The 24,649-nt window shown below is 36.7% G+C and carries 19 protein-coding genes; 12 read left to right on the top strand and 7 right to left on the bottom strand.

Annotated features, from left to right (window positions below; all coding sequences use genetic code 11):
• Nucleotides 1–453: 453 nt before the first annotated feature.
• On the top strand, nucleotides 454–1,047 hold the full coding sequence (locus tag QP420_RS05150) for a type IV toxin-antitoxin system AbiEi family antitoxin domain-containing protein (RefSeq protein ID WP_481616759.1): 594 nt from the start codon (nucleotides 454–456) through the stop codon (nucleotides 1,045–1,047).
• Nucleotides 1,048–1,887 (top strand): nucleotidyl transferase AbiEii/AbiGii toxin family protein, encoded by an 840-nt coding sequence (locus tag QP420_RS05145; RefSeq protein WP_016840070.1) that lies wholly within the window; start codon nucleotides 1,048–1,050, stop codon nucleotides 1,885–1,887.
• A gap of 164 nt (nucleotides 1,888–2,051) precedes the next feature.
• Here the strand turns inward: QP420_RS05145 and QP420_RS05140 are convergent, their stop codons facing one another.
• The 4 genes from QP420_RS05140 to QP420_RS05125 all read right to left on the bottom strand — a co-directional run bounded on the left by QP420_RS05140 (nucleotide 2,052) and on the right by QP420_RS05125 (nucleotide 5,177).
• On the bottom strand, nucleotides 2,052–2,867 hold the full coding sequence (locus QP420_RS05140) for an energy-coupling factor ABC transporter ATP-binding protein (RefSeq protein ID WP_481616746.1): 816 nt from the start codon (nucleotides 2,865–2,867) through the stop codon (nucleotides 2,052–2,054).
• Nucleotides 2,864–3,718: an energy-coupling factor ABC transporter ATP-binding protein gene (locus QP420_RS05135; protein WP_481616745.1), complete on the bottom strand. Its 855-nt coding sequence runs from the start codon at nucleotides 3,716–3,718 to the stop codon at nucleotides 2,864–2,866. The genes QP420_RS05140 and QP420_RS05135 overlap by 4 nt, the downstream gene beginning before the upstream one ends.
• Nucleotides 3,700–4,500 (bottom strand): energy-coupling factor transporter transmembrane component T family protein, encoded by an 801-nt coding sequence (locus QP420_RS05130; RefSeq protein WP_060786947.1) that lies wholly within the window; start codon nucleotides 4,498–4,500, stop codon nucleotides 3,700–3,702. The genes QP420_RS05135 and QP420_RS05130 overlap by 19 nt, the downstream gene beginning before the upstream one ends.
• Nucleotides 4,501–4,577: 77 nt before the next feature.
• Entirely contained in the window at nucleotides 4,578–5,177 is a 600-nt protein-coding gene (locus QP420_RS05125; protein WP_415689542.1) for an ECF transporter S component, read from the bottom strand.
• 349 nt (nucleotides 5,178–5,526) lie between these two features.
• Between QP420_RS05125 and QP420_RS05120 the strand changes: the two genes are divergently transcribed.
• The 8 genes from QP420_RS05120 (at nucleotide 5,527) to QP420_RS05085 (ending at nucleotide 15,048) form a co-directional block, all read left to right on the top strand.
• The gene (locus tag QP420_RS05120; RefSeq protein WP_481616758.1) at nucleotides 5,527–6,513 is read left to right on the top strand and encodes a DUF3137 domain-containing protein; all 987 of its coding nucleotides are present in this window, start codon (nucleotides 5,527–5,529) and stop codon (nucleotides 6,511–6,513) included.
• A 99-nt stretch (nucleotides 6,514–6,612) separates the two neighbouring features.
• Nucleotides 6,613–7,167 carry a LemA family protein gene (locus QP420_RS05115; protein WP_464405543.1) on the top strand — a complete coding sequence of 185 codons (555 nt, stop codon included), beginning with the start codon at nucleotides 6,613–6,615 and terminating at the stop codon, nucleotides 7,165–7,167.
• Nucleotides 7,168–7,359: 192 nt separating this feature from the next.
• Nucleotides 7,360–8,148, top strand: a complete 789-nt coding sequence (locus QP420_RS05110; RefSeq protein WP_481616744.1) for a hypothetical protein — start codon at nucleotides 7,360–7,362, stop codon at nucleotides 8,146–8,148.
• Nucleotides 8,149–8,426: 278 nt separating this feature from the next.
• Complete coding sequence (locus QP420_RS05105; protein ID WP_481616743.1) at nucleotides 8,427–9,668, top strand: ATP-binding protein; 1,242 nt, start codon at nucleotides 8,427–8,429, stop codon at nucleotides 9,666–9,668.
• A gap of 258 nt (nucleotides 9,669–9,926) precedes the next feature.
• Complete coding sequence (locus tag QP420_RS05100) at nucleotides 9,927–10,196, top strand: hypothetical protein (protein WP_481616742.1); 270 nt, start codon at nucleotides 9,927–9,929, stop codon at nucleotides 10,194–10,196.
• A gap of 34 nt (nucleotides 10,197–10,230) precedes the next feature.
• Nucleotides 10,231–12,387, top strand: a complete 2,157-nt coding sequence (locus tag QP420_RS05095; RefSeq protein ID WP_481616741.1) for an InlB B-repeat-containing protein — start codon at nucleotides 10,231–10,233, stop codon at nucleotides 12,385–12,387.
• A 265-nt stretch (nucleotides 12,388–12,652) separates the two neighbouring features.
• The gene (locus tag QP420_RS05090; protein ID WP_481616740.1) at nucleotides 12,653–13,462 is read left to right on the top strand and encodes a nucleoside phosphorylase; all 810 of its coding nucleotides are present in this window, start codon (nucleotides 12,653–12,655) and stop codon (nucleotides 13,460–13,462) included.
• A gap of 323 nt (nucleotides 13,463–13,785) precedes the next feature.
• Entirely contained in the window at nucleotides 13,786–15,048 is a 1,263-nt protein-coding gene (locus tag QP420_RS05085; RefSeq protein WP_481616739.1) for an ATP-binding protein, read from the top strand.
• A gap of 143 nt (nucleotides 15,049–15,191) precedes the next feature.
• On the opposite strand, the gene QP420_RS05080 is transcribed toward QP420_RS05085, so the two are convergent.
• The 3 genes from QP420_RS05080 to QP420_RS05070 form a co-directional block, all read right to left on the bottom strand.
• On the bottom strand, nucleotides 15,192–17,471 hold the full coding sequence (locus QP420_RS05080) for an SHIRT domain-containing protein (RefSeq protein WP_481616738.1): 2,280 nt from the start codon (nucleotides 17,469–17,471) through the stop codon (nucleotides 15,192–15,194).
• 168 nt (nucleotides 17,472–17,639) lie between these two features.
• Nucleotides 17,640–18,980, bottom strand: a complete 1,341-nt coding sequence (locus tag QP420_RS05075; RefSeq protein WP_481616737.1) for a Na+/H+ antiporter NhaC family protein — start codon at nucleotides 18,978–18,980, stop codon at nucleotides 17,640–17,642.
• A 379-nt stretch (nucleotides 18,981–19,359) separates the two neighbouring features.
• Entirely contained in the window at nucleotides 19,360–21,126 is a 1,767-nt protein-coding gene (locus QP420_RS05070; protein WP_481616736.1) for an ABC transporter ATP-binding protein, read from the bottom strand.
• Nucleotides 21,127–21,787: 661 nt separating this feature from the next.
• On the opposite strand from QP420_RS05070, the gene QP420_RS05065 reads away from it, so the two are divergent.
• Together QP420_RS05065 and QP420_RS05060 are read left to right on the top strand one after the other, a co-directional pair.
• A complete protein-coding gene (locus QP420_RS05065; RefSeq protein WP_481616735.1) occupies nucleotides 21,788–22,531 on the top strand; it encodes an ATP-binding cassette domain-containing protein in 744 nt (247 codons plus the stop codon).
• Nucleotides 22,521–24,599, top strand: coding sequence for a YhgE/Pip family protein (locus QP420_RS05060; RefSeq protein ID WP_481616734.1), 2,079 nt, complete (start codon nucleotides 22,521–22,523; stop codon nucleotides 24,597–24,599). Before QP420_RS05065 ends, QP420_RS05060 begins: the two co-directional genes overlap by 11 nt.
• Nucleotides 24,600–24,649: the final 50 nt, after the last annotated feature.

The following is a 24,649-nucleotide window of genomic DNA, read 5'->3' as shown; positions in this document are numbered from 1 at the left end:
AGAAATGCGCAACAGCATACGTTACAACAACAATTTGTCATCATATTTGTATGATACATGTGCACTCCTTTGACTTCTCGAAATGGTGATAAGTGAAGACTATAGTGAATGGACTTGTGTTTGTCAAATTTGATTTGTACTACTTTTTCTGTGTTAATGTTTCTGTTTGGCGATAGTAGCCAATCGCCCGCGAATTTGCATTGATCGGCTACTTTGGGATTTGGTTAAATGTGGTTTGGCTATTTGCACTTTACGATTTGCTTGCGTATTTGATACGTTTATGCTGATATAACGTATTAAATCAGCGTAAACGTGTCATTAAGTAGGTGTGTGGCAATCGCAGAATCCTATTAGCGTAAATCGTGATAGTAATAGTGATAGTAATCGTGATAGTGAAATTTAATATAATTCATCCAATCGTGCTAATATAAGTTACAATATATGCACGAAAGGATGGTGACTATTATCGTTACATTATTAGATGCTAATGGCCGCAATATGGTTACTCTAAAAGAAGCAAAATCTTGCGGACTGTCAAAATATAAGTTTTATAAATTTGTTAAAGATAATGAACTAGAACAGTTAAGCGGTGGAATATATGCTTCTAAAGACTCGTGGATAGATGAGTTGCTTCTTATTCATAAGCGTTCACCATCCGCTGTTTTTTCTCACGACGAAGCTTTCTTTTATCATGGATTAGTTGATATGGAGCCAATTACTCACACTATTACTGTTTATAGTGGTTTTAATGCTCACCGACTGAAAGCATCGTGCAATGTGAAAGTTTATAGCGTAAAAAAGGAATTGCTTGAAGTTGGAAAGATTTTAGTCACGGATAATCTCGGTAATAAAGTGCCAATGTATGATCTTGAAAGAAGTGTCTGTGATGCGTTTAGAAGCAGAAATTTAATTGAAATTCAAGAATTTAATACAATCTTGAAATCCTATATTGCTAGACAAGACAAAGATCTTAATTTGTTGATGGAATATGCGAAACTTTTTAGAGTAAACAATGTTGTTCGCAAGTATTTTGAGGTGTTACTGTAAGTGAATTTAACTGATGCGCAAATAAGAGGTAGAATCAAAAACCTCGCCGAACACAATAACGCAGATCCTCGTGTGCTAATGCGTCTTTACATGATGGAACGCTACTTAGAGCGTGTTTCCGTTTCAAAATATCGCAACAATTTTATTGTAAAAGGCGGTGTTCTAGTAACATCTTTGCTTGGTATTTCTATGCGATCCACTATGGATATAGATACGACTATTCAAAATTATGATTTATCGCTTGAAAATACTAAAAGAATGATTGAGGATATATCTCGTATAGACATAGACGATGGTGTTGATTTTACTATTAAAAGCGTTATGAAGATTATGGATGATATGGAATATCCAGGTATTCGTTTTGCGCTTGACTCGCGTATTGGAAGAATGATAACTCCAATAAAGATTGATGTTTCTACAGGAGCTACGATTACGCCACGTGCAATCGAATATGACTATAAGCTGATGCTGGAAAACCGTTCTATTTCTATTCTTTCTTACAATATTGAAACAGTGTTTGCAGAAAAATTGCAAACAATATTATCGCGCGGAATTCTTAATACGCGTATGAGAGATTTTTATGATGTCCACGTGCTGCTTGTTTCGCATAAAAGAGAAATCGATAGGGAAATTCTTAAGCGTGCTTTTTGTGCAACTTGCAAAAATCGTAAAACTGAAAATATTATAGATAATCTTAAATCTATTTATGAAAGTATTGCTCGTGATGAAAAGCTTTCTTTATTGTGGACGTTGTATCAGCGTAAATATTCTTATGCTAAAGATATTGATTTTGGCAGTGCACTACTGAGTTTGGATGCATTATTGAAATTGCTTGAATAGAATTTTGGATTAAAATCCTTTAGGCGAGTGCTGGCTTTTATAAATCATTGGCAGACTTGCGCAAGTAGCCAATCGCCCGCGAAGTTGCAGCGATTGAATACTTTGGGTTCGGCTATTTCGTGATTGGCGCTTTTGCGATTAGCACTCTGATTATTCCGTTTCTGCTATCTGCGATTATTTCGTTCACGATACGAGTTCACAAACTCTTCAACAGATAGGAATGTGTTTTTATAACCCAGTTTTTCGCACAGCTTAACAACATCTGGCTTATCTAGTTGTGCGCTAGAAAGTATGTTATCTTGCATAAATGCGTCTCGCGCAGTGCCATCAAAAAGAACCTGGCCATTGGAAAGCACAACAACGCGATTAAATACTCGAGCCACAAAATTCATATCGTGAAGCACAGCTATAACAGTTTTCCCTTGCAAAACAAGGTGTTTAATAATTGACTCAATACGATTTTTGCCGCAATCGTCTTGAGCAATTGTAGGCTCGTCTAAAATAACAACCTGAGTATCCATTGCTAAAATCGACGCAATAGAAACCATTTTTCTTTCGCAAAGACTTAAATCGTAAGGATTTACCTCGCTTTTATCTAAAAGCCCTACAAGTTTTAGACTTTCTTGTGCCTGCAGCAATGCTTGACTCTTATCAATTCCAATTTTTAAAAGTCCAAACATTACCTCGCGTATAACAGATGATTCAAAAATCTGGTCATCTGGATTCTGGAATACAAAGCCAATATCTTTAGCAAGAGATGGAACACTACATTTTGCAATATCTTTACCGTTTAATAAAACGCTTCCAGATTTCGGCGTAAGAAGTCCTCTAAGGATTTTAAGCAAAGTTGTTTTTCCAGTGCCATTTTGGCCAACAATAGCGCATGCTCCAGGCGTAAAAGACAAATTTAGATTATTGAATATTTGTGATGTTGGAGTATGAGAAAAACATACGTTGCGTATTTGAATAGTAGGAGTCATTGCAAGCGATTCCCTTCGTGCGAGCGTAAAATTTGCGACGTTTGCTCAAGAGTTATTGGGTACAATCCATTACTGTTTTTTAACGAAAGTTTTTTGCAAATTTGAGTATAAACAGGAGGATTTACGCCATATTCTTCCAAGTCTTCGCGAGAAAAGATTTTCTGCGGAGTATCAAAATCAATAAGTTTTCCTTCGCTTAAAAGCATTACGCGGTCGCTATATTGCGCGATTTTTTCCATTTTATGCTCAACCATAATAATAGTTTGACCCTGATTTTTTAAGGATTCTACCGACTTAAACACCTCTTCCGAACCTTTAGGATCAAGCTGCGAAGTTGGCTCGTCTAAAATTATTATTTCTGGCTGCATAACTAAAATGGCGGCAATAGACATGCGTTGCATTTGACCGCCAGATAAATCGTATGGAGAGCAATCTTTAAGATGAGAAATGTTAAGCATCTCCATGATTTTCTCTACGCGACTTTGCATCTCGTCTTGCTCAATGCCAATATTTTCCAGCCCAAACGCAATCTCCTCATACACGGTAAGCTTTGAGCCAGTAATTTGATTAAAAGGATTTTGAAAAACCAGCCCAACTTTTTTGCAAAGCTTGTCTATTGGCGTAGTTTTTGCGTTAAGACCTTCTACCTCAACTTTTCCGCCGTACGCTCCGTGATAGAGATTTGGAACAAGACCTAAAATCGCTTGAGATAATGTTGATTTTCCAGCTCCATTAGCACCTATTATTCCAATAAATTCGCCTTTATGAATATCGCAAGAAATGTCATTGAGTGCAAGAGTTTTAGTATACGGATAGCGATATTTTAAGTGCTCTATATGAATAGCTGCCATGCTACATATCCTAAATTATTGAGTAATGCATAAATAATAGATGCGATTATTACGGTTAAACAAGCGCATAAAAATAACGTATTGTATTTACTTGGTTTAAATGGTTTTATGAATGTTTTTTGATTATTGCACGAAAATCCGCGAACTTCTAAAGCTATAGTTCTTTCTTTAGAACTCATAAACGAAGACATTATAATCGGGGATATTAAAGGCAAAAAAGCTTTGAAACGCGTTATTAGGGAACCTTTTGTTTGTAATCCTCTGCTTCTTTGAGCGTCAACAATAGTCGAAGTTTGCTGTGTTATTTGAGGAATGATTTGAAATAGCGAGACAAAAACATAGCCCATTTTAGGTGGTAAGCCAGCTTGTATCATCTCTTGCATCATGTCGGAAGGCTTAGTTGTAAGCGTTAAAACACAAAACGCAAACGAAATATTTAATATATTTAGCACAATCTTCATTGCTACTTCAAAGCCTTCTTTGCGAGCAATCAAAGGTCCTAGTTTGAATAAAATCGTGTAGTTTCCCGATCTAAAGAAAGTCTGAACTATAAAAATAGTGACAATAATAAAACCAGTAACTTGTATTACGATTTTTATTTTTGCTAGGACCCTTGATGTTGCAAGTAATATTAGGCTCAAAATAATAAAGATGGCAAAAGAAGTATAGCCTCCAAGCAAACTTGGCGTGCTTATAGCGCATATTATGTATGCAAGCTTGGTTTTTGCAGATAGCCCGTTTAAAAACGAATGCTTATCTTCAAATAGGCTGATGCTCTTCATGCTATCCCGTCTTATTGCGCTTATATTAAAACTTGTAAAACTTGGAGTTTATGTGATTTATTTGCTGACGATAACGCTTATTTATCAAGGTTTTCGTCATCAGATTGATAAATTGCTATTAAACTCTTAGGCAGAACTTTATAAATTCCAGCTGCAAGGAACAAAACAACAATCTTGTCTGGTATATCTACCACAAGCTCGTCTACGAATGATGCAAAGAAGCCTTTGGAACCCATTGCTGCAAAAACAGCGTCACCCCAAACGTTTCCAGTGGTTCCGCCCCAATAAATCATGTTTAAAGGTGTAGAAATGATTATTGCTATTGCTGCAACAATAAGGCTAGTTATAAAAATGTGTAGGCCTTTGTTCATGTACTTTAGTCGTGCAGCGATTCCAACACTTACGCCAATTGCTGCAGCTGTAATGCTATAAACTGTAGAAATTGGATCAATTGTTAAGCCGTAGACAATATTGGTTAAAAATCCTGCAATTCCGCCTACAACTGGTCCTGCTAAGCATGCTGAAATGCAAGTGCCTAGTGTGCCAAGCCAAAGTGGTAGTTTTAGCATGCTTGCAAATAGTTTTGCAACATAATTTATGCCAATTGCGGCTGGTATTAGTACGAGTGAAGCGGTAGTTAATTTAACGCTCCAAATATTTTTTAGTTTCTTTACCATTTTTGAACTTCCTATCAGTTAAGGAATAAATTCAAGTTCATTATACGCTTTGCTAAATGTTATTAAAGTAGTTGAAAATTAATGTGTTATAAATTGTAATCTTGTTTATTTTGTGTTACTTTGCTCTTTGCTATTTGTTTTGTATTAAATCTTTATTGGAAATAATCACATTTAAGATAATTTGCTATCAAAATCAAAGTTGTTCAAAGTCAAAATAGTCATTATTTAACTATTGCAAATTTAACTATTCCAAATAATGATCATTTATGATAAAAAAATATAAGAGCCTTTTATATCTTTTATAAAAATGTTGTTATAAAAATTTGGCGATTATAAGAGGGAGATGACGATGAATGTAAAACATAGTAATGTGTTTACAAATCCCGAAGTTTTAGAAAGACTTAATAAATTAGAAAAATCTCCCCAAATGCAAGGGAAATTAAATGAGTTAAAAGAAGGCGTAAAAAACAACGCTTTTGACCCAATGCGCTTAGTTCCATTAATACCAGTAGTTCTGATTATTGGTGCTGTTGGCAACTATCTTCCTTCGTTTGATTACTCCACTTATAAATATCCTTTACTCATAGTAGTTGCTTTTGTTATTTGCTTTGCTGGCAAGTTTTTTGCAAATAATAAGGTTGATGTAAGCGCGCTATACGCGGATAATGTTTTAACGCCGATTTTAAATGCGATTCTGCCAGGAACGGTATTAGAAAATTCTGAAGGAATTGACAACAGTATTTTTAATAATCTTCTGCCAATATCTAGTATGTATTATTCAAATAAACACATAATTTTTGGCGATGAATTTAAAACTGAATTTTCAAACATGCAAGCAATGCACACTTCTAGAAGTGAAAGTGGAAAAACTGTTAAAAAAACGGATTTTATTGGGCAAGTCTTATTAATAAACGCAAAAACCAATATAAATGGTCACATTAGAATCGTCCCCGTTACTGGAAAGAACTTTATGGGACAAAAACTAAATGGATACTATGGTAAAAAAACAAAAGAGGAGAGCGAAGTCCAAACAGAATCCATTGAATTTAACAACTCGTATTCAATCTTTTCTACAGACGATTTTTATACAAAGCTTGTATTAGATCCAAGTTTTATAGAAGTATTGAATAATTTGCAAAAAAGAATGAAAGTTTGCATATATCTAGATAGTGAGCATATTATTGCATCTTTTGATTCTGGTAGGTATATATTAGGCGCTCCTGGAAAATCTGGAATAGAAAACCTATCTTTAACAAGAGAATATGCAAGATTTAGAGATGTTTTGGCTGAATATTACGAAATAATCACCGTAATTAGAGAGAAATTGCCAAAGTAGAAAATTGTAAAAGTAGAAAATTGCCAAAGTAAAAATTGTAAAAGTAAAGAAACGTAGAGAAGACTAGAACTAAAAAAGGCTAAAAATAAAGGAGACATTATGGATTATGAGACTATTTTAATAGTTATTGCGGCAGTGCTTGTAGTGGCTATTGGCTGGTTTATTGGCACGTTAAATAAGCTAAGAAAATACAGGGTGATTATAGAAGAGTCGCAGAAAAACGTTGATATTGCGCTCGCCAAAAGATACGACACGATTTGCCAAATGCTTAAAGTTGCGCAGTCGTTTGCAAAATACGAGAAAACAACATTAGTGGATTTGGTGAGTTTAAGGGAAGGATTAAACTCGGCTGATTCTAGCGCGGCAATAAAAAATCAGAATCATGCAATAGGGAAGATTTATGCTTTGGCAGAAGCTTACCCAGAATTAAAGTCTTCTGAACAGTTTTTGAATTTGCAAGAAGAAGTGAATGACGAAAACGAGCAATTGGCTGCTGCAAAAAGAATTGTTAATAGTAATATCAGCGTTCTTAATCAAAATATTGTTACTTTCCCAGTCTCGCTTATTGCAAGGCTAAGTGGAATAAAGCAGATGGATTTTCTTGATGAAGATGATCTAAACAATAAGAAAAATATTGATAGCATATTGGGATAGCTAGAAGATTGAGCTAGATAGCGTATATCTCTAGATAGCATATTGAATTGGCCATTAAGCGTAAAATGTGCTTAATGGTCAATTTTTTGATGTTAATTTAGCTAAAATTTGCAAGATAAATGTTGTTTTTACGTTAAAAGTTATATTATAGTCCTCGTATTCATTTGCTCAATTAAGGTTCGGGGGAATTCAATGGGAAGAATAAAGGTTGAGGCTACAGATACTGATTACGCTGGTAATGGTTATTACAAGGGTAATGACGGAAAATTCTATTATGGCAACGTTAAAAACGGATATTTAAGGGAGACTGAAGGTGAGAAGCGCAAACGATTAATGCGCGAAAGAAACAAAGAGGAAGCTGAACGTGAATCTTCGCGCGAACCTAGTACTCCAGAAGCTCCAACCCCTAGTTTTTCTTTAGATCAGAACGTTAAATTATCTCCATTTGAAAAGATTGCTTATACAATAATCGCACTTATTGTTATTGCAATGTACACTGGAGCGCTTGTTCTGGCTTTAACAATATCTGTTTTTGTAATCTTGCCACTTGCTTCTATTTGGATGTGGATTCAAGCATTTATGAGCACATTCACGTTTGCAGTTGGAAGTGGATTCAGTTCACTTTCTATGATTCTTGTTATTCCTTTGCTGCTTATGGCTGTGGTTCTACTTTGGTCTATAGTTGAAACGTTTAAATCAAGAAAAGTTCCGTATTTAAGAATAGTTGCGGCCTATGTGGTGCTAAGTGTTCCATTTGCAGCTGTTCGATGCCTTAGCTTCGATATTATTGCAAAGAAGACTGTGTTCTTAACGGAAGGCTTCTCTTACCAGCTGTTTAGTGTTTCGCTATCTATGATGCTTTTACCTATTTTGTTCAATATGTATATGAGCAAGCTTTTGAACAAGCATCCAGATATTACAAACAAAGTTGAACGAGACATGATTCTAAAAAAGATGAACAAAAAGTCAAAGAAACTTTAGATTTTTATAACGTAGTGGCCAATCGCCCGCGAATTTGCAGTGATTGGCCACTTTGTGATTGGCTGTCTGTTGGGTTTGCATATGTTCCCAGTGAAGAAAATTGCCGCAAACGGCAAAAATCTTCACTGGCGTTTATCGTATGATTGCAATAAAATCAAACTTAAGAAATTCAGTGAAGAAAATTGCCGTTTCCGTCAAATTTATTCAGTGAGTAATTCAGTGAGCAATTTAACGAATTACTATGTGAATTGCTTTAGTGAGAATAGTGAGGAATAGTAATGCAAATTGCAAGAGAGCATTATCTGCAGCAGCTAATTAATAAAAAAGATGACGGAATGGTTAAAGTAATAACTGGTATTCGAAGATGTGGAAAATCGTATCTTTTGGATCCTTTATATAGAAATTATTTGCTTTCTGAAGGCGTGCCTGCGGATCATATTATTAAAATAGAATTAGATCGCGCAATTAGTATGAAATATCATAATAATGCAGAGTTGCTTGAACGAGATATTTTGGCGATGATTAAAGACAGTAATCCTTATTACCTTATTCTGGATGAGATTCAGTTGGTGAAAGGGTTTGAATTTGTTGTGAGTGGATTATTGCATGAGCAGAATATTGATATTTACATAACTGGTAGTAATTCTAAATTCCTTTCTTCTGACATTATTACAGAGTTCAGAGGTAGAGGTGAGCAAATACATGTTCATCCGTTGTCGTTTTCTGAATTTTATTCAGTGGTTGATTCTGACAAGATTAAAGCTTGGAATGAATATCTTACTTATGGTGGTATGCCGCTTATTGTGTCGAAGAAAAATGACAAAGAAAAAGCTTCATATTTAAAGAATTTGTTTGATCAAACTTACGTTCGTGATATTACAGAGCGTAACGGAATTAAGCGTTTAGACGTTATGGATACGCTTATTAATATTCTCGCATCTTCTGTTGGCTCTTTGACAAATCCGCAGAAAATATTTGAGACGTTCAAAAGCAAAGGAGAAAATGAACTGTCGTTATGTACAGTTATTTCTTATCTTTCTTTTATAGAAGACTCGTTCATTGTTAAAAAAGCGTTACGTTACGATATTAAAGGAAGGAAATATATTAATACTCCACAAAAGTATTATTTTTCTGATTTAGGACTTAGGAACGCGCGACTCAATTTTAGACAGCAGGAAGAGTCTCATTTAATGGAAAATGTTATTTATAATGAATTAGTTATGAGGGGATATAACGTAGATGTTGGCGTTGTTGAAATTCGCGAAGGAGATAAGAGAATTCAAACAGAAGTAGATTTTGTTTGTAATTTTGCGGGGAATAAGTACTATATTCAGTCGTCTTTGAATTTGGATACGCATGAGAAGACTTTGCAAGAATCTCGATCGTTGAACAATATATCAGATAGTTTCAAAAAAATTATTATTGTTAAGGATTGTATTAAAGCTTGGAGAACAGATGATGGAATTCTTGTCTTAGGAGTTATTGATTTTCTTCTTGATGAAACACTTTTGGATAGTTGATAATAAAAGACTTTGATTGTTGGTTTTGCGATTGCCAGAAATTTATTGTTGCGCTTTGATTGAGTTGCATAATGTGAAGATTAGAGTGTATGTATTTCATCTTTATACTTTTCTATAATGTATAGAAAAGTATAAAGATGTGCTATATAATTTCCCTTATAACATATTTTGATGCATGGAAGAGTCAGTATGTTGATGGTTTGGTTTGAGATTCTACTTTATTAATTGAATAGTTATTGCGCAGAAAGAGATAGTGATATGAAGAATATAAATAAGGCCATTATTGTTACATTTATTGTGGTTCCGTTTTTACTTCCTCAAATTTCTCAAGCTAAAGATTTATTAAGTGTAAAAAATCATACAGCAGAAAATATATCTAGCAAGGTTGTAAAAACAAAATCAGCCTCAAAAGAAAATCTGAAATCGAAATTTATGTCAGTTTCGCAAACAAGGTCAGTTTCGCAAACAAGGTCAGTTTCGCAAGAAGATACAACTCCTCGGGGGGGGGGGTACTGTTTTTGTAGATGAATCTTCTACACAATATTCTTCACTAGAAGATGCTTTGAATGCTGCTAAAGATGGTTCGGTTCTTAGTATTAAGGGAAACGTAATAATTAATGACATTGTCAATATAGACAAAAATGTTACTTTGAAAGCTGCGAGTGGTGGCGGCTCTATATCTACGAGTAAAGATGGTAGAACTGGCACACAATTTAAATCTCCAGTTGCTTTTTATTTAAATGTGAGTACAGGTAAAACACTTACGTTGGGTGATGGCACAAGTACAAATGAACTTCTGCTAGATGAAGTAAATGTTAGGGTAACTAAAGGAAAGTTAATATTTAAAGACGGTGTAAGAATTTCTTCTACGCTTTGTTCAAAAACAACTGGAAAAACAAGCATTGTAGAAATAAGTGGAAATGAGTCTAGCGCATCTTTTGAAGGTGGAAAAATAGAAAATACTGTTAAAGATTATGGAACAGATAGCAATAATGTTGCTGTATCTGTGGCAGATGGCGCGCAGGTTGATAAAATTTCTGGCGGAAGCTACATGAGCTGGGGCTCTGCGTGGGCTGTTTCGGGAGAAAATACAAAAATACAGGAAATTTCCGGTGGAAGCTTCTCTAATTCTAAAAATTCAGGCTTATCTGTTCCTTGCTTTTTACTTAACAAAAAAGCTTCTATAGAGAAAATTACAGGTGGTAATTTTAGAGCTTATTCGCGAGGTGCGTTGGAACTACAAAGTGCTGCTCATATAGGTGAAATTTCTGGTGGAACATTCCAAAATCTTTACGATACCAATAAAAAACCGTCTGATGGTTCTAATGCAAAGCCATATTATGCTGGTCTTACTCTTTACGGTAGAGAAGGATCATCTCCTATAACTGTAGATAAAATTTCTGGCGGAACATTCACTGGTGTAAATGGTGTTTTGGCTGTTGGAAATGATACAAATCAGAAAATTCAAATTAAAGCGATTACCGGTGGTACTTTTTCATCTATTGATGGAAAAGACGGTAATACAGGTCTTTATTTTACGCAAAATTCAGAAGTAGATGAAATTTCTGGCAACGTTACTGCAACAGGCAAAAATGTTGGATTATATAATGCTGGCACTTTGAAAAAAATATCTGGTGGAACGTTCACTGGCCAAGAAGTAGATGGATTGCAAAATGTTGATTTGTCTGAAACTACTTATAGTTGGGCAAAAAACTTTAAAGGCCATATATTAGAAATAGCTGGTGGAAAATTCAAAGGTAAGAAACGTGGTCTTACTAATGCTGGAGTAGTAGATACTATTTCAAACGGTATTTTTGAAGGCGAAGATAACGCTATTCTTTGTTCTAACAAAACTAAAAAAGGTACGCTATCAACAATTAAAAATGGCGTGTTTTACGCTAAAAATGACAATTCTATTAAAATAGTATCGAATCTTAGTCTTGAACCTGATTTAGCAACTAATAGTCCAGAATTTGGTGCAGGAAGATACTATGCACCAAAAGCTAAATCCATTTTTAATGATGATTCACTTGTTACATATCCAACGTACAAGAATAAATCTGGAGAGAATAAACCTTATACTATGAGTTCGTTCGAAGATACTAAGAATGATGTAAATAGTTATTCTAATACTGGTTTTAGGTATTTAAAAGGAGCAAAATCTCCCCATAACAATACTAATAATAATACGGTAACGTTTAAAAATGGTGATTCCACTGTTGCAACGGTAAAGGTAGAAAATGGCAAGGCTATTGATACCGATGCGTTGACGGATCAATCTATGCCTGCTAATCCAACGAAGGAAGGTTATACCTTCAAAGAGTGGAATACTAAGGAAGACGGTAAGGGTGATACGTTTACGGGAGCAAGCGTAGTTATGGGTGATATGACTGTGTATGCAATTTTTACGAAGAATCCTGAACCTACTCCAACTCCTACTCCTACTCCAACTCCGAATACACCCACACCTACGCCAGCTCCGCTGGCGCCTTTTGACCCTGAGTTTGGGCTTGAACCAAAGTTAGCGCCTGAATCCGAGAAGACGCCTGTTGTTGAGCAGAAGATTGAAAAACGGATTTCATCTTTGCCTAAGACTGGTCAGTCAGCTTCAATCTCTGCGCTGATTTCTGCTTTAGCTCTTGCGATTGCTGGTTTCGTTGTTGTGCGATTGAGGAGAATGTTTGAAGCAAAATCTGGTGTGAATAGCTTTAATATGTAGATTAATTTGTTTGAGGGTTTGGCGTATGCGTCCAGTGAAGAAAATTGCCGCAAACGGCAAAAATCTTCACTGGCGTTTATTAGATGCGTATTTTGGGTTACCTTGTGCCATTGTTGAGTTCTTCTCTTAAGTTTCGCATTGATTCTTCAAAAGATAATATGCGATTGTTATTAAAATCAGACTCGCTTTGAGAGAGTGAACTATATTTGTGTATAGGATTGAGTTGCTTGTAGGATGGAGCTGATTATATTAAGGAGCTGATTGTATGGCAGAATATGATTTGCCGATTTTAGAGTATGATTCCGATAAAAGTGCAGTTTTAATGCCAAATCACGATAATATTTCTGTTCAGCTTCCATCTAAAGCGGTTTTTGCTTTCTTAGGCGATGAAATCGATCAGTATGCTTTAAGCAGGAAAGCTACGATTGTAGCAAATTTTGAATCTGCAACTAAAGTATATCCAATATATGTTTTGGAAGAGAAAGTAGAGAAAAAAGTAAGAGAAAATACAGACAGCGAAGTAGAAGAAGAAACGCAAAAAATCTGCTTAGTGCAGGCTCCAGTTGGTGCTCCTGCCGCTGTTCAGATTTTAGATTGGTTGATTTCTTACGGCGTTAGCGAAGTTATTAGTGCTGGTTCTTGCGGGTCGCTAGTTGATTATGCGGAAAACGTTTTTCTGGTTCCGTATAAAGCTTTAAGGGATGAGGGGACTTCTTATCATTATTTGCCTCCAAGTCGTTATGTTGACGTTTCAGAGCGTTCGAGGCATGCTATTTTGCAAACTTTGCAGGCGCATGATTTGCCTTATTGTGAGGTTAAGACGTGGACTACGGATGGGTTTTTCCGTGAAACTAAGACGAAAGTTGCAAGTCGTATGCAAGAGGGATGCGCGGTTGTGGAGATGGAGTGTTCTGCTTTAGCGGCGTGTGCACAAATGCGTGGGATTGTTTGGGGCGAGATTCTTTATACTGCAGATACTTTGCATGATGTTGAAAATTATGATGAGCGCAATTGGGGTGGGGATTCTAAAGCGTATGCTCTTGAGCTTTGTATTGAAGCAGCGTTGCGTATTTGATTTTTGTGCGCAATGTAGTGGATTATGCCTCGCGCTGTGCAATTTAGCGCAGTAGATTCTGAACCAGCGCTAGTAACCATTAGGTGCAATTTTGCAGCGATTGGCTACTTTGTGATATTGAGAGTTTAAATTATTCAGATTATAATAGTAGCCATTAAGTGCAAAAATGCAGCGATTGGCTACTTGAGATTGACTAGTTATTGCTACTTGTTGCAGTGCTTGCGGAAAGATTTGTGTAACGATAGTAGCAATAAAAAGATTTGCATATCAATATCGCAGTGCCGCCGAGCGTTTGCATAATACTTATTGAAAGGATGCTAGATATGTCTGTTAAAGAAATAAAGAGAGACTATTATATTCAAAAACTTGATTCGGCGAAAAATAATGGTCTTATCAAGGTAATATCTGGCATGCGCAGATGCGGTAAAACGTATATTTTAATGAAACTGTTTTATGACCATTTGATTGCGGATGGCGTAGAAGATGATCATATTATTCGCATAGCATTGGACGATAGAAGAAATAAAGATTTGCGTAATCCTGATAATATTCTTGCGCATGTTGATGAGCTTCTGAAAGACGATAAGACATACTATCTGTTTATTGATGAAGTTCAAATGATGGACGATTTTGTAGATGTGCTTAATAGTTTCCTGCATATTAGTAATCTAGATGTTTACGTTAGCGGTAGTAATTCTAAATTCCTTTCGTCGGATATTGTTACAGAATTTAGAGGAAGAAGCGATCAGATTAGAATTTACCCTCTTTCGTTTTCTGAATTCATGTCTGTTCGTGAAGAGGATGAGCGGGATGCTTGGGAGGGATATTGGAGATTTGGAGGCCTTCCTCAAGTTGCTTTAATGGAAAACGATGAGCAGAAACGTGAGTTTCTTCAATCAGTTTTTGAAAATACGTATAAAAGAGATATTCTTGACCGTCATGCAATACGAAAAAGAAGTGAACTTGATGATGTTACTAGGGTAGTTGCTTCTTCTATTGGTGCTTTAACTAGTACTAGAAAAATTGTGCAAACGTTTAAATCAGTTTCACAGGTCTCAACTACAAGAACGACTGTTGAAAGATATATTTCTTATTTAGAAGATTCGTTCCTTTTAGATAGCGCTATTCGATATGACATTAAAGGCAGGAAGTATATAGGTAGCCCTGTGAAGTATTATTTTACGGATCTTGGCGTAAGGAATGCGCTTCTTGGTTTTAGGCAGATGGAAGAAACTCACATAATGGAAAATATTATTTACAATGAGCTAAAACGTCTCGGTTACAAGGTGGATGTTGGTAGTGTGCAGGTTAGTGAAGTGGATAAAAATGGCAAATCAGTTCGCAAACAAACAGAAGTTGATTTTGTTGTAAATAAGGCAGATCAAAGATTTTATATTCAATCTGCACTTGCTTTACCTACTAGAGAGAAGACGTTGCAAGAAGAAAAATCTTTGATGAATATTAGTGATGCGTTCCGTAAGATTATTCTTGTTGGCGGGAGCGTAAAGCCTTGGCACACTGAGGAAGGTGTTCTTGTATTGGGATTACTGAATTTTCTTCTTAATCCTGAAACTATTTACATGTAATATTTTATAATTTTTCACAGCTTAACTAATTCTAGTAGCCAATCGCCCGCGAATTTGCATTGATTGGCTACTTTAATGCGGTGAAGAAAATTGCCGTAAATGGCAAAAATCTTCACCAGCGTTTATTAGATGCGTATTTTGGGTTACTTTACATGCTTAGCTCTTAATCTACGTTTTTTAACATTTGCTGCAAGCGCAAGTGTTAAAAATGTGATGCATGCGCTTATGGCATACACAATTCCAGAGCCTGTTTGTGCAAGTTCTGTATTGCTTCTGCGATTGCTGTTTTTTGAAGAATCATTTTGCTCAGAATCAGAATCTTTGGAGTTTGAGTTGTTTATGTTCAAGTAATTCCAAGGTGTAAGTTTATAACTATAAAGTTTCTGAGTATTTATAATGCTGTTAAGGTTTCCTATATAGTAAGGATTATTTGCTTCATCAGCAGCACCAATGCCATTATTGTCAGAATCATTAGCACCATTATCAGGTGTGTTTTCTGTATTATCATTGTTGTTATCATTGTTGTTGCTTTTATATGGTGTAAAATTCCATGTGCCTACTAGCTCTATATCATTGTTTACGTTTTCAATGGACTGAGTATTAGTTTTGCCGTTGTACTCCCAGCCAAGCGATTTATTGAAAGTCCAAGTTCCTAATGCATCGTCCTCTTTGTCTGGGGAAAAATTAAGCTGATCACTAGTTAGAGTGTAAGTTTTGCCCTTATAAACATGACATACATTCAACAAGTATCCATGCATTTGAACAAGATACTTATCGCTAATATACTTTGGGATTTCCTTTCCAGGTGTTCCGCTTTTGAACTTAAATGTTACATCGTAAGGAATTTCAACATCTAAAGATAAATCAGTTGGATTACTATTTACTCCATAAGTAATTTTAAATGGCACGAGGTTGCCATTATCAATTACATTTCCAGTGGTTGTTACGTCTATATTGCCTTTAATATTGTATTTTTCTCCGTGTTTTCCAAAATTGTTATCCAGTTTTAAGGCAACGAACTGAATTTCTAATTCTTTTGAAAGGTTTTGGACATATTGCTTTAACTGCTTATAGGTTATGTAAGGAGAACTTAGCAGCTGGTTTCCTCCAAATCTATGCCAGCGGTGTGTTAGAAGATTAACACGTACTTGGAGCGTTTTGCCTTCTTGCTTGACGTACTCAAGAGAAAATTCAGGAAGTGCATTTATATTTTTTTGAACAATTTTGGTCGGATTAGTAGGGTCGCCTTTTTTTGGATACTTGCCGTTTTCCTGCTTAAAAATAGGTGAAATTTCTAAAGCATTTGGCAAAGTAAATGTAATCAGAGCAGAACTTTTAAAGTTACTAATGTTTATTCCGTCAACGTTATTCTTAGCTACACTAAGCCAATGTTCAAGTGGAATAAGTGCTTCCTTAAACGAATTATTGTCTAATATTGTGTGGATTTCATAACCGTCTTTATCTATAGCAGGATCTGTATAATCTGAATATTTTACAGGCGAAACTTTTCCACTTGCGTTAAACTTGCGAGCAGTGTGCAGGTCGAGATTTTTTGTGAGCTGATTGTATTGTATAGCTTCTTTAGAACCTGTAATAATAGAGTGAGCCATTTGATCTGTATAATAATAGAAAATATACTGATTTAGGTGTGAATTAGTAAGATTTTTGTTTTTCTCATCTTCATCAAGCCATGCGCCGCTAAATTCGCCTGAGCCAATTATGTGAGTGCTTTTATTGTTCTTTTTAAGATAATCGTATTGTTCTTTTGTAATTGAGTAGTTAGCAGTAAGAGTTAGATTGCCCGAAGTTGTAGATTGTAATATGTTTTGCCAAGTTAAATCTTTATTTATATTTGCGCAAAATGCGATTTTATTGCCGTTTATATGGGTTGAAATAGAAGTTGAGTCAATTAGGCTTGTTGTACTCGTAGCAGTTGCGTTTTCCCAAGTAAGAGAATCAGGTTTTGCAGTTTGCGTGTTTGGATCTGAACTTGATACAGGAGTTGTTATATCTGGAAGTGAAAGAACATAATTAAAAATTGGTCCTTTGCTTCTCTCTTTAATTGATTCGAATGGCTTATGGTTATTCCATTCTTGATCTATCTTTAGTTTTTCCAGCATTTTGCTAACTGGAATATTAATTGTAACTTTTCCATGGTAGCTCACTGCATTTGTGCTATTAATATCATCAAGTTTTTGGTTGTTTGAATCGTATGCTGCAACTTCTGTTTTCCCATACTTTGCAACGTCTAAAACAGGTTTAAAGTCTTTAATCCAAAAATTCTGCTTAATGTTTTGGTTTGTTGTGCTTGTTTGAGCATTGGTAATTGCAGTACTTTGTGCTTGCGCAGGCACTACAATACAGGCACCCAGTAGTAGCGCAATCGTTGAAGCGTACGATAATATTCGTGCTCTTGAAAACATGGTTGCTCCCTTTTGAGGATACATATTATCTGTCGCGCATAATATTCAATCGCGCTATGTAGAATCTCTGGCAAAATATTTGACTCTAAGATACTACTCGGGGGGGGGGTATAAGCATAAATACCATTAAAAGCATCAAATTTTGTGCATTTTAGTGTTGACCTATTGCTAAATAAACTGCGATATTACAATGCCGGCAGCCATGAGTGGAATGTTGAAGATAAGGAATGTTGGAACGCAAGTATCCCAAATGTGGCTGTGCTGACCGTCTGCATTTAGGCCAGAAGTAGGGCCAAGCGTTGTATCGGAAGCAGGAGAACCTGCGTCTCCAAGAGCCGCTGCACAAGACATAAGAAGAATTGTTGCAGGAGTGCTAAAACCAATGCTTTGGCAAAGTGGAACGAACAAAACTGCAAGAATCGGGACTGTGCCGAACGAAGTACCAATGCCCATAGTAACAAGCAAGCCAATAATCGTAATAACGAATGCAGCGATTAGCTTGTTTTGACCCATACAAGCAACGCCAAGGTGTACAAGCTCATTAACTCCGCCTGTAGCTTGAATCACGTTAGCGTAGCCGCCAGCAATGAGCATAATAAATGCAATAAGACCCATAAGCTTTACGCCGCCAGTAAGCTGCTTATCAATATCTTTCCAAGCAACGGCACCAAAAATAATCATGGTTGCAAGACCTGCAATAGAAGAAAGCGAAAGATCCTTACTAATAACTTGCACTACTACAACAACAACAATCGCAAGAATGGTTACATAGTGTGCTTTAGTAAGCGGGCCAACAACAGCGTCCGCGGCGCGAGTATCTGCTTCGGTTGTTTTATATTCGCGAGGCTTTCTGTATAGAACAAAAACTGCAAAAAGTAAGGCTGCAAGCATTGCGGCACCCAAATACCAGTTCACTGCGCTAACGTCTGCAACGCTAACTTTCATACCATTTTTAGAAAGATTAGTTGCAATAACTGTTTGGAAAATTAAGCCAAAGCCAAATGGAATAGCAATGTATGGCACTTCTAGTCCGAATGCAGTACAGCAAGCGGCAGCGCGGCGATCTAGCTTAAGCTTGTTCATAATGGAAAGAATCGGCGGAATAAGAATAGGAATATAAGCAATATGAACAGGCACAATATTTTGAGACATGCATGCAATAATCGTTAGAACTGCAAGAAGAATAAATTTGTTTGCGCCAATAAGTTTACTGATTTTTTTAGAAATGATTTGAGCTAGGCCAGTTGCTGTAATTGCCTCCGCAAAAGTACCAAGAAGAATGTAAGCGAGCGCAGTTTGCGCGTTTGTGGAAAATCCATCGCAAAGCAGCGCCATAATAGTGTGGTTGCTATCTCCAAAAAGAGGCAATTGACCAGCTATTCCACCTGCAACGCATGCAACAATCATTGCGAGTAAAACATTGAGTTTTGCAAGACTTAACACGCATAAAACTACAACCGACACGATTACTGGGTTGAACAGAATGTGTAGAATCTGCAAACTTTGCATAATGCTTCACCTCTTTTTAGATTTGCCGTTACTTTATCTTTGTACTTGTCTTTGCGTTTATAGAAATGTTTTTATTTTGATAGTTTTTAATTCTAATAATTAAAGACAATATCATAAAGACTTACGTAAAGTTTATTTGCAAGGTAAAACTTAAATTACTCTTTTATAAATTACTCTTTAAAAGTTAAATACGTTAATACATTAATACAGATTTGTTAACAATAGTTTGTTAACAATAGCATTTAAGAGTGAACTCAGCCATGTTGTTATCTCTAGTACTCAATCGCTGCAAAATTGCACCTAATGACTACTAACACTGCTTCAGAATTTATTGCGCTAAATTGCACAGCCCAAGCCAATCCAAACCAGCGCAACAGTATTACATAGACACAGTGTAAAGCGAGTAGAAGTAAGCCTTCTGATTCATAAGCTCCTCAAAACTTCCGCGCTCAATAAGCTCGCCGCTTTTCATAACAAGAATCTCATCATATTGCTTAAGTGAATTAGCATCCAAGCGGTGAGTCACCACAAGTCGAAGAATTCCTTGCAAATCCAAAATAGATTGCGTTACGTTAACGCTCGTCTCGTTATCTAACGCACTCGTTGCCTCATCAACCAGCAGAATCTCGGACTTTTTAAGCAAGCTTCGCGCAATAGCAATACGCTGTTTTTCGCCGCCAGAAAGATGACTACCATTCTCTCCGCACTGATAATCCTTGCCTTTAGCAGCAATCAAATCATCCAAACCAGCCAGGTGAATCACGCGATCTACCTCTGCGTTCGGGAACGGCTTAAACAGCGTAATATTATCTAAAATCGAAGCATCAAACATAAACACAGACTGCTGCATAAGAGTCGTCTTATCATAAAGCGAACTCTTGCTCACATTGCTAAGTTCGTAATTATTCAGCTGCACGCTACCCTTATAATCCTTGTAGTAGCCCATAAGCAGATTAATCAAACTACTCTTACCAGCACCAGAAGGCCCAACAATTGCATAAGATTTTCCAGATTGCAAACTAAGACTTACGTTTTTCAAGACTTTATGATCCGCATCGTAAGAATACGAAACATCTTGCAAAACAATGCTTTTAATAGAATCGTCAATAATCTCGCCAGAATCTTCCTTAGCGTTACTCATATAATCAGCCATCTTGCTAATAAGCTTCTTAGCGCCCTTCATCTCGCCAAGCATTTGCGGAAGACTTGAAATAGGCTGAAGCACGCCATTCATTAAATTAGTGAAAGCTAAAACCATTCCAGCAGTAATAACGCCAATGTGAGCGTTAACCATCCAAGCGCCAACAAGCATCACTCCAAGCTGAGTTCCAAGGCTGGAAATTGTGCCAAGAGCAGAAACAGTAGTCATTGTTTTCTCGCGAAGATTCTTCGTATGCTCAAGCTCCATCGACTGATTCTTGTAGCGATCAATAACCTCCTGCTCCGCCTTAAAACTCTTAATAACAGAAACTCCGTTCAAAACATCCTTCGTCAGTGCCGTATAAGACTCATTCGACTTAGAAACCTGCTCCTCTCGAGTGGCGATTTCGTTAGCTGTAAGAATCGAGCACGCCATTGGAAGCACGGAAATAACAAGAGCAATAACAGTGAGAAACGGACTGTAGTAAATCATAAGAGCCAGAGAGCTTACAAGCATAAGAACGTCTTGAACAAAGTCAAAAATCTTCTTCAAATACTTTTCTTGAATACGCTCGCAATCATTAGTAAGTACAGAAAGATACGTGCCAGAATTCGCAAGCGAAAAATCACTATAACTCTTCTTTAAAAGCTTCTTAATAACAGACTCTTTATACTGATTCATTGCTTTTTCAAGAAAGCGAGGGTACGCACTGCGCTTCAACGCAAAAATCAGGGAGATTGCCAGCATAAAGGAAGCGACAAGCAGCAAAATAGTAGTTAAAGAGTAGGATCCTTTACCTGCCATATAGTCGAAAATAATTTGCAAAATCCAAGAAATAGCAGTGAAAATCATAGACAAGGCAATAAAAACTATCATCGAAAGAAAAGCTACAAGCTTGTTTTCTTTGAAAAATAGTTTTACGTAATTTTTTACGTCTGGATGTAGTTTGGATGATTGCTGATTTGCGCGTGAATTCTGATTTGCCGTGTTGTCAGTTTTACTCATTCTCGCTACCTCTCACTTCCTTTATATCTATTTGCTATTCTTCGCTAATAGCATTTTTGTAGCTAGCATTTTCGCTTCTGTTTTTCTGATTCGCTCGCTACAAAACGTTGAAATCTACATTATCATACTTACCCTGATTGGCCACAATTATCTACTTGACAACACATGACAACACATATAAATACTTAAACACACTTATACGTAATGCTTGCTAGAAATAATATTAGAAGTCACATGATTAAATCAAAAATGTGAGATTTTGTTATATATAGCGTGTTTTTATTACTAAAATATAGACAAATGAACAAAATGTTTAAAAATAAGTTAGTATTTGTTCGCCTTGAAGAGTACCATGAAGGTGTTCGCAAAGAATTAACAAAATAATTAATTCTTTGTTTTACACAATTTTGTTGCAATAACGCAATATAAGTTGGCTGCCAAAATCGAATTTGAGCAGCATCAAAGTGAAGATTGAGTCGAAAATCAACAAAATCAAAAATCAAAAATCAAAATCAACAAAAATTGAAAATTGAAAATTGAAAAAAATTGAAAATTGAAAAAGTTAAACACAAAGGAGGAATGCATAGCAATTTCGATAGCAACATTAAAAATGTATACCATTTAAAAATGTATGACATCGGTATTTTGCCGCAAACGAATTATGCAAGATGAACAAACGCTTATAGAAGCTAAAGAATTAGGATTAAAAAGATTTACAAGAACTCCATTCTGGAATGTTTCACTGAAAGTTAAGCCGCATCAAATTGTTGCAATCTCGGGCGAACATGGATCTGGAAAATCTGCTTTATTACTAGCATTGTCGGGTTATATGAAGTTTACGAATGGAACGTTAAAAATCGCAGATTTAAGCCTTCCAGTAGACACAAGAGAATCGCGTCAATACGTTGGACTGGGATTGTTCAATGGAATCAATGAATTCTACAACACTCAAACAATAGAAGAAGTGCTTATGAGCGAGCTAAAACTCGCGAGTGCATCGCCTCTATTTCGTGAACAATACAAAAATGATGTTAAAAATCGCGAAGCACTACATCAATACGCTTATAACGTTCTAGCATATTGGAAAGTATTATCTCCTAGAGAAACAGCCATTGGTGATTTAACTCCATGCGAACGCATGAGATTAGGGATTGCGCTGGCATTGCTAAAAAAGCCGTGGATTCTTTTTGTAGACGGAGTAGAAACGGAGCTTACAAGCGAGCAAAGCGAACTCTTGCTTGCAGACATTCGCGCATACGTTAGCAAACATTTCTGCTCGTGCTGTGTGGGAGTCTTGCAAAGTGAGATAGAAAAGCAGGCAGATCAAGTTTTAAGGCTAAATCGCGCAAAATATAGCGAAGATTATGATCTTAATGAAAATGGAGATGGTAATAATGCGCGTTAATACTATTGTTCTTGCGTTTCGTGAATTAAATAATGCTATAAAAGGTAAAGCTCGAAAGCTTGTTATTGGAACAGTAGCCTTAATCCCACTTTTATATGGGTCGCTGTATTTATGGGCGTTTACTAATCCATACAAAACTCTAGACACGGTTCCAGTCGCAGTTGTTGTGGAAGATAACGGTGCGATTATAAACGGCAAAATACGTAATATTGGCCACGAAATCAAGAATCGTTTAAAGAGTCAAAAAGATGGAAGTGAAGGATTCCAGTGGAACTTTGTAGATAGCGCTAAAGCAAATAAAGGCCTTAAAAATGGCGATTATTTTATGGTAGCAACCATTCCATCGTCTTTTAGTAAGTGCATTGCTTCTGCGCAATACGATACTCCTACTAAAGCAAAGCTTCACGTAAAATACGATCAAGCAAGCAATATGCTGGCTTCACAAATCGGTAAAACTGCTTTCCATACTATGCGTAGCGAAATTAGCGAGGCGATTGCACAAGAGTATTGGGAGCATATGTTTAAAAAAGTAAATTCTGCTTCTGATTCTCTTAATTCAGCAGTGAGTGGTTCTGGCGATTTAAGCGCTGGAATGCAATCGCTTAATGGCGGAGTAGATAAGCTTGCTGACGGATCGATCAAGCTTACTCAATCTTTGCAAAAATTACAAAACGGATTGGGCGAGCTTCAAAAAGGAGCGCAAACGCTTAGCAATGCAAATGCGCAAAGCAAGGAGGGAGCGCAATTCTTAGCGCAAAAAACTAACGATTTGGCAAATGGTGCAAATCAGCTAAATAGTGGAGCACAAACGCTGCAGAATGCAACAAACGAGTTGTATGCGGGAGCTAAAAAGCTTTCGGATTCTAGCGCGCAGCTTGAAGAGCATGTTAAAGCAGGAAATGATGCTACAAAGAGTCAGCTTACTCAGCTGCTTGTTGAAGCACAAAATCCTCTTGTGACAAAAGAGCTTGTGCTAGAAAAACTGCAAGGACTTGCGGGAGGATTAAGCGAAAATTCTAAGCTTTTAGAGACCAATCTTTCGGCATTGAGCCAAGGTGCGGGAGCGCTTTCTTCTGGAAGCTTAAAGATAAAAGCTGGAGTTGACGCGGTTTCTAAAGGAATATCAAGTGTTCACAATGGCTCGTCGCAGCTTTCCGCTGGAGCAAATAAGCTGGCGGAAGGTCTTAGCGCAGTAAGCAACGGCAGCGAAAAGCTTAACAATGGTATTAATTCTGCTGCACTTGGGTCTGCAAAAATAGTTGATGGATCAAGTCAATTGAATTCTGGAGTTCAAAAGCTTTCTGAAAACACACCAAAGCTTGTTGAAGGAGCCAAAAAGTTGCATGAAGGCCTTAAAAGCGCACAAAGCTCTAGCAAAATCAACAATATTAAGCAAAAAAGCAAGATGATGAGTGCGCCAGTTGCACTTAAAGAGCATAATTATTCGCATGTTGAAAACTACGGAACTGGCTTTGCACCTTACTTTATTTCGATAGGCCTTTGGGTTGGCGCGCTTATGGCAACCTTTGTTTTAAGGGTTATGGATAGGCGAGCAATTCTTAATGGCATGAATCCGCTTAAAAGTGCGCTTATTAGTTTTACGCCGTTTGTGCTTATGGGCGTTGTTCAAGCGATTATTCTTATGGGAGTTGTTCACGGAGCGTTGAAGTTGCAAATCGACAATGTTGCTGCATTCTACGCGCTGGGGATTATAGCATCAATAGTCTTTATGGCTATAATGCAAATGATTATGGCAGTGTTTAAGATTCCAGGAAGAATTGTTGCGATTGTGCTGCTTATGCTGCAAATAACTAGCTCTGCAGGAACTTTCCCAGTGCAAATGACGCCATCGTTCTTTAGAGCGGTTCATCCATATTTGCCTATGACGTACTCGATTATTGGGCTTCGTCAAGCAATGGCTGGAAGAAACAGCGGCGCAATAGCCTCCAGCATTGGAATGCTAGTGCTTTTCGGCGTGATTGCAATTGCAATAACAAGCATTGTTGATTGTGTAAAGCGCACAGTTACTATGTTTGATTTGCATCCTGTAATAACGCTTGAGCCGTGAGTTTTAAAGTAGGCACGATAATTATAAAATCCCCACAACCTTATTGGCTG

This window comes from Bifidobacterium sp. UMB1197 (genome assembly GCF_030217745.1).
Classification (GTDB): domain Bacteria; phylum Actinomycetota; class Actinomycetes; order Actinomycetales; family Bifidobacteriaceae; genus Bifidobacterium; species Bifidobacterium vaginale_B.
Note: the sequence above shows the minus strand (reverse complement) of the source record. Positions and strands in the feature narration are given on the sequence as shown.